Source organism: Nostoc sp. UHCC 0251, from assembly GCF_034932245.1.
Lineage (GTDB): Bacteria > Cyanobacteriota > Cyanobacteriia > Cyanobacteriales > Nostocaceae > Nostoc.
Genome location: NZ_JAYGHD010000288.1, coordinates 21,250 through 27,860 on the forward strand (window position 1 = coordinate 21,250; position 6,611 = coordinate 27,860).

Consider the following 6,611-nt stretch of genomic DNA (forward strand, 5'->3'; position numbering starts at 1 on the left):
TAATCAACTAAATCATTTAGTTATTTCCAGTGCCCTTACTCAAGATTTATCAATTAAATGAAGCTATTCTATCCATATAAAATGTCAAATTGATGTTAATTGCTAGCGACTTTTAAAGCTAGATTAGCAGTCAGCAAAACTATAATAAAGGACTAAAAATTTAATGGAATTTAATCACTTAACTCAGCAGATGAATCAACTGCTAGCTCAGGATTACCTGGCATTTAGTATTACAAAAAATCCTGTTGCACAAATGCTGAGTCAAGCAAGCTTTGCTCAGATTGCTTATATCATGCAGCAATATTCGATTTTTCCAAAGGAGTTGGTGGGTTTCACAGAGTTAGCAAGACAGAAAGCCCTGAGTGCAGGATGGAACAGTGTAGCCCAAGAACTCAAAGAAAATATAGCTGAGGAAATGGGTAGCACTACTCAAGGAATCTCTCATTACAGGCTTTTAGCTGAAGGGTTAGAAGAAGGACTGAGTGTTGCTGTGAAGAACACAATGCCGTCAGCTGCTACATCCAAATTGCTAAGAACTGTGCAATCAGTATTCGATCGCCAAGTACACTATGTACTTGGGGCAACCTATGCGATCGAGGCAACCTCAATTCCAGAATTAACTCTAATCGTGCAACTTCTAGATTGGTTGCTGGAAGGAGCAATGCCCAAAGATTTGGAATATTTTTTTAGCAAGCATTTAAACGAGTGGGAAATTGAACATGAAGCGGGCTTGAGAACATGTCTGGCAGCATATATACAACCCGAAGAATTTGGAGAGTTTGCAGCAGGATTTCGGGCAATGATAGATGCGATGGAGGTCTGGTGGCAGGAATTAGCGCAAGAGGCAATCTCATCTGAGGTTGTTCTTAGTAAAGCGATCGCTCAATAGCACTGATTAAATAGAATTTAACAATATGATCTCGATCCATCCTTCATTTCTCGATCGCACTTCTAGTACCAATCAACCAAAATTTGGACTACCTGGTGATTACTATTTTAGCGAGCAAATTTTTGCTTATGAGCAGCAAACTATCTGGCGTAACACCTGGCAGTTTGTAGGACGTGAATCCGATCTACCTAATCCTGGGGATTATCTAACTTGCAATGTTGGCGATCAACCCATGTTTGTAATTCGAGATAATAATGGCGAATTACGAGCAATGCACAATGTTTGCCCCCATCGGGGAGCGCAGATGTTACAAGGGCATGGTCATTGTCAACGGGTGCGTTGTCCTTATCATGGTTGGAACTTCAATTATGAAGGCAATCTTAAAGGTTTACCTCGTGCTGAGTGTTTTCCGAATTTAGATAAGTCGGGTGTCTATCTAGCTAAGGGACGAGTAGAGACATGGGGCGGCTTTATCTTTGTTCACCCAGAAGCAGAAGGGGAATCTTTAGTAAGTTATTTGGCTGGATTTTCAGCTTACTTAGAGCAGTATCAGCACCGTTGGCAAGAACTTCAGCAGGTTGACCACTGGTTTTATGAAGAGCCAGCCAACTGGAAATTTCCTATAGAGAATTATCTAGAGTGTTATCATTTATCAGTTGTTCATGCCCAAAGTTTAAAGTGTTTCAATCCGAAGAATATTATTTATACTCCAACTGGGCGACACTATCAGATATTTGTTCCTTTTACAGATGATGAATTTGTCAAAGATCACCCCGCTTTTTCAGGAGAACCAAGGGGACAATCTTACCAGGGCTTCATCTTTCCCAATATGATGATTAATACTGCAAGAGACAAAGTTTCAGTTTTTCGGCTGACTCCTTTATCTCCTACAAAAACTAAGTTTGAGGTTTTTATTTATCAAACAAAAGCACAAATTGAAGCATTTCCTTATAAACAAGATGAATTTCGACCTGAATTTGAACGGGTGTTAAATGAAGACTTTGGGGTGGTGCGATCGCTACAAGCAAGTGTTCATTCCAAAGCTTATGGTGTACTTCAGCTTGCAGACATTGAATATGGGATTTCTCACTTCCATCAAGTTTTGTCGAAGTACTACCAACCCTAATATACAGAAAGAGCGTCGAAAGAAGCAGGGGAGCAGGGGAGCAGGGGGGGGGAGGATTGGTCGGAGCTTGTACTCCGACCAATTCAGAACGTCCTTTATGACGGGGCTTGATACCCATGTTCTGCTTCGCTTCACGGCTTTTGCTCCCCCTGCTCCCAGCAAGAACTGCCCCTTTGCCTTTTCGGTGAGGATGTTACTCAATCTTCAAGTTGAAAGGCAAGCGGGCGTAAACCCCCTGTGGATCATTCATCTTTTGCAAAATCTCTACTTCCTGTTGCAATTTCTGGAATTCAATGGTGAGAGGGTTAGATTGTTTGAGTTGCGCCGCCTCAATTCCTAAAGCAGTCCGCACCTCTTCAGTTGCACGCCCAAAAAAGCGTTCTCCGAAACTGCTAGTGCGAGGATATTCTTGCACTTCCCAGTCTTCTCGTAGTTTTGCCTCTTTGGCAGCATAAGCGATCGCAGTATTTAAACCGCCAATTTCATCCACCAAACCAATTTCTTTGGCCGCCACACCAGACCAAACCCGTCCTTGGGCAATTTCTGCAACTTTTTGTTCTGGGAGTTTGCGACCTTGAGAAACTTTATTCAGAAACATATTATAAATCCGGTTAACACTGCGCTGATAAAGTGCCAACTCTTGAGGCGATTTCGGCCGCGAAACTGTTTGACTATCAGCATAGGTTCCAGTTTTCACCGAATCCCAGGTGATGCCGTTATCATTAGCCAGCTTTGCACCATTAAATAGCACCCCAAACACGCCTATGGAACCTGTAATAGTATTTGGTTCGGCAAAAATGCGATTCGAGTCGCTAGCAATCCAGTAACCACCAGAGGCGGCGACATCACCCATAGACACTACAACCGGTTTTGCCTCACGAGTTAATTTTACTTCTCGCTGCATGACTTCAGATGCGGTAGCGCTACCACCAGGACTATTAATCCGTAATACAACAGCTTTCACATCCTTATCTTGTCGGAGTTTGTTGAAGATTTTCGCAAAGCGATCGCCTCCTACTTGCCCAAGATCACCTTTACCATCGACAATCTCGCCCTCAGCATAAACAACGGCAATTTGATTTTTTGAACTACGTTCTACACCCAAAGATTTACCGGGAACTTGGGCATAGCTATTCAGGCTAATTTGTTTGAATGTTTTGTCGTCTTTATCGCTATTTGTCAACTTTTTGAGGTCAGTTACTACTTCATCGGGGTATGCTACTCGGTCAATTAAACCGCTAGTTTTAGCTTGTGGGGCTTCCAGTAGTGCCTGATTATCTGCGATCGCTTGCAACTGGTTCGGTTGAAGTTTCCGACTTGCACCCACAGTAGTGCGCCACTCTCCCCAAACATCATTTAACAATTTCTGAGTTTGTTCGCGGTTTTCTGGACTCAATTTTGTCAGGAGAAACGGTTCAACAGCCCCCTTAAATTTGCCTACCCGCACGACTTGAATACCAATGCCATATTTCTGCAATGCTCCCGTTAAGAACATCGGTTGTGAACTCAAACCGTTGATTTCCATCATTCCCAGAGGATTAAGTACAACGGAATCTGCCACTGAAGTAAGGTAATATTCCTTTTCACTCCAATCACTGCCGTATGCCACAATCTTTTTCCCAGCAGCGCGAAATTCCTCCAGCGCTTTCCGAATTTCTTTAAGGGAAGCATAGCCGACGCTACCAGCTTGGCTTGTGCTAGTTGCATCCAGGTATATCCCGACAATTCGCGGATCGCGCCGCGCCTTTTCCAAAGTTTCCACAACTTTGCGAAGCGCCATCCTATCTTCATCTACACCTGATATTGTGTTTTGAAACAGTTCGCTAGAACTAGGTTCGCTATCAGTAATTTTCATCGACAAGTCAAAAACCAGCATTGACTTATCTTTCACATTTGGCCCAGTATCTTTAGAGGAGCTAGCAGCCAATATCAGCAAGAACAGCCCGGTGGTTCCCAGACCACCGAAAATAATTAGTCCTAGTAAGGTGCCAATTAAACTAGCAAAAGTTTGTTTGATAAAATTACGCATTAGTTATTAGTCATTGGGCATGGGACATGGGGCATTGGGCATTGGGCATTGGGCATTTATAATTGGACTTTGGACAAATGACTAATGACTAATGACTAATGACCTATTTACCTATTCTATGCGCTGTAAACTATCAGAGTGCTTTAACTCAGATAAGGTGGCGTTGCCAGTGCAGAATAAAACTGTGGTGATTTCGGCGATTAATACTTCAGCCAGTTCGGCAACTGCTGTCTCTGATGTTGCTGCTGCTTGCAGGAAAGGCATGGCTAAACCAGCTATATCTGCTCCCAAAGCGATCGCGGCTGCAACATCCAGTCCATGACGCAAACCTCCTGAAGCAATTAAGGGCACATTTGGAGCGATCGCTCTAATAGTTGTAATGCACTCTGCCGTCGGTAAACCCCAATCGGCAAACGTTTTCCCCAAGCGGCGTTGTAAGGGATTTTCTGCCCGTTCACTTTCTACTTTTGCCCAAGAAGTACCCCCCGCACCAGCGACATCAATTGCTGCTACTCCGGCGGCAATGAGTTTGTTAGCGATCGCTGCTGAAATGCCGTTACCAACTTCCTTTGCAATCACTGGTACTGAGATTTTACTGCATAATGTAGCTATCTTGTCAATCAAACCCCGAAAATTAGTATCACCTTTGGGTTGAATGCACTCTTGTAGAGGGTTGATATGTAAAATCAGGGCATCAGCCTCTAGAATATCAACTACGCGCAAACATTCATCTAAGCCGTACTTATAGTTAAGTTGCACAGCGCCCAAGTTCGCAAATAGCAGAACATCTGGGGCATACTTGCGAACAGCAAAAGTATCAGCTACCTGGGGTTTTTCTACTGCTACTCGCTGGGAACCGACACCCATTGCAATTTTGTAGTGTTGCGCGACTTGCGCCAAACGTTGGTTAATCATTGCAGCTTGTTCTGTTCCGCCAGTCATGGAAGAAATTAACAAAGGTGCGCCAAGGTGTTTCCCCAGGAAAGTTGTACTGATATCAATATCGTCGTGGTTGAGTTCGGGTAAGCAAGAATGGGTGAAGCGATAGCGTTCCAATCCATTGGTGATTTGATGAGACTGAACATCTTCCTCTAAACAGATCCGAATGTGATCGGCTTTGCGATTTTGAGTTTGTGCAGAGATGTTGGTAGGGGCGTTCACTGGTAGGTATGGCTAAAAATATTGGCTTGCGATCGCTATTGTTACATTGTCTGCAATCGTATTTGTATAACAAAATTATTTATTTTCCCTATCTTTAGGGTACGTTACGCTATTGATAACATATCCATTCCCTCATTTTGTGAGTTAATTAATATGGTTTTACAAACAGAAAAGCGTTACTATACCCCAGAAGAATATTTGGAATTAGAAGAGAAGGCTGAATATAAAAATGAATACAGAGACGGAGAAATTATACCCATGACAGGAGGAACAACTAACCACAACAACATTGCAGGTAATTTTTACAAAAAATTTCCCCTGACAGTGCAAGGACAAAATTATAACATATATATAGGCGATGTTAAATTATCAATACCTCGTTATCGCATTAATACTTATCCTGATGTTATGGTCATCAAAGGTAAGCCTATTTATGAGGGAACAGGTACAACAATTATCACTAATCCTTTATTAATTGTTGAAGTCTTATCAAATTCAACTAAAAATTATGACAAAACAGATAAGTTTAAATATTATCGTTCAATTCCTGGTTTTCAAGAATATATCATGATTGACCAGTATAGTTTTGCTGTGGAACAATTTGCAAAGCAAGCAGAAGGTCAATGGATTTTTAAGGAATATGAAGGTGAAGATGCAGTTTTAGTCTTAGATTCTATCGACTTTCAAATTGCCTTGCGTGATATTTATGAGCGAGTTGATTTTGAGTTGATTGAGGAATAAAACTGCGATAACATGGGCATCATTGACGGTGAATGATGCCTATTTGTTGCTCATTACGCCGTCTGTGTAGAAGCTGCTTTCGAGTCTGCGGTGGATTTTAACCGGGTGATAGTTGCTTTACGAATGCGTAGGCGTAGCCCGCCGCAGGCATCGCTTTTGCGTACTCCACCAGTCATCTCGTATTCCCGGCTGTCTTTGCCATACTTCAAGACTACACCACTGACTAAGCGTTCTGATGTTTCGCGGATAGTCTTTTCAAGGGTTTCTATTTGTTCCTTTGCTGTGTCAATGGCAGTTAGCATCATATTATACTGGTCAATCTGGTTGCGGAGTTGCCCGGTTAACTCGGTTAAATGGTTTAAGCTGATTGAATCACCAAAGTCGAGGCTGGAATTAATCGATTTAAATCCGATTACTCTCTGTTCGGTTTTTTCTAGCACGGTAGAGCTTCTTTTTAGGCGTGGCATCAATGCAGACTTTTTACTAAACTTTATCTTTCTAGAGTGTCTCAATGGAGCAATGTAGTGGTTCAGTAAAACTTACAAAACAAGGTGTTTTTTGTAATAAGATTGGATTACTAGCTAAGTAATTACACGAAAAAACTTGTGTTCTGGACGAATGGGATTGTGTTCTGGACGAATGGGGTTGTGTTCTGGACGAATGGG

The 6,611-nt window shown here is 42.3% G+C and carries 6 protein-coding genes; 3 read left to right on the plus strand and 3 right to left on the minus strand.

The genetic code is table 11. The annotated features are described in order from the left end of the window. The first annotated feature begins 163 nt into the window (after positions 1 to 163). Both VB740_RS19160 and VB740_RS19165 read left to right on the plus strand, forming a co-directional pair. The gene (locus tag VB740_RS19160; RefSeq protein ID WP_323201526.1) at positions 164 to 889 is read left to right on the plus strand and encodes a DUF3865 domain-containing protein; all 726 of its coding nucleotides are present in this window, start codon (positions 164 to 166) and stop codon (positions 887 to 889) included. A gap of 25 nt (positions 890 to 914) precedes the next feature. After that, positions 915 to 2,015 (plus strand): aromatic ring-hydroxylating dioxygenase subunit alpha, encoded by a 1,101-nt coding sequence (locus tag VB740_RS19165; RefSeq protein ID WP_323201527.1) that lies wholly within the window; start codon positions 915 to 917, stop codon positions 2,013 to 2,015. 193 nt (positions 2,016 to 2,208) lie between these two features. On the opposite strand, the gene sppA is transcribed toward VB740_RS19165, so the two are convergent. Beyond that, a complete protein-coding gene (gene sppA / locus VB740_RS19170; RefSeq protein ID WP_323201528.1) occupies positions 2,209 to 4,044 on the minus strand; it encodes a signal peptide peptidase SppA in 1,836 nt (611 codons plus the stop codon). A gap of 111 nt (positions 4,045 to 4,155) precedes the next feature. Next, the gene (fni, locus tag VB740_RS19175; protein ID WP_323201529.1) at positions 4,156 to 5,205 is read right to left on the minus strand and encodes a type 2 isopentenyl-diphosphate Delta-isomerase; all 1,050 of its coding nucleotides are present in this window, start codon (positions 5,203 to 5,205) and stop codon (positions 4,156 to 4,158) included. Between the two features lie 153 nt (positions 5,206 to 5,358). Between fni and VB740_RS19180 the strand changes: the two genes are divergently transcribed. Further along, positions 5,359 to 5,946 carry a Uma2 family endonuclease gene (locus VB740_RS19180; protein ID WP_323201530.1) on the plus strand — a complete coding sequence of 196 codons (588 nt, stop codon included), beginning with the start codon at positions 5,359 to 5,361 and terminating at the stop codon, positions 5,944 to 5,946. A gap of 53 nt (positions 5,947 to 5,999) precedes the next feature. Here VB740_RS19180 and VB740_RS19185 read toward each other — a convergent pair whose 3' ends face one another. Then, entirely contained in the window at positions 6,000 to 6,413 is a 414-nt protein-coding gene (locus VB740_RS19185; RefSeq protein WP_323201531.1) for a hypothetical protein, read from the minus strand. Between the last annotated feature and the right edge of the window lie 198 nt (positions 6,414 to 6,611).

Excerpts from the sequence above, each read along its gene's own strand:
- VB740_RS19160 (WP_323201526.1), top strand. The coding sequence starts at position 164 with ATGGAATTTAATCACTTAACTCAGCAGATGAATCAACTGCTAGCTCAG.
- VB740_RS19185 (WP_323201531.1), bottom strand. The coding sequence starts at position 6,413 with ATGCCACGCCTAAAAAGAAGCTCTACCGTGCTAGAAAAAACCGAACAG.
- sppA (WP_323201528.1), bottom strand. The coding sequence starts at position 4,044 with ATGCGTAATTTTATCAAACAAACTTTTGCTAGTTTAATTGGCACCTTA.
- VB740_RS19165 (WP_323201527.1), top strand. The coding sequence starts at position 915 with ATGATCTCGATCCATCCTTCATTTCTCGATCGCACTTCTAGTACCAAT.
- VB740_RS19180 (WP_323201530.1), top strand. The coding sequence starts at position 5,359 with ATGGTTTTACAAACAGAAAAGCGTTACTATACCCCAGAAGAATATTTG.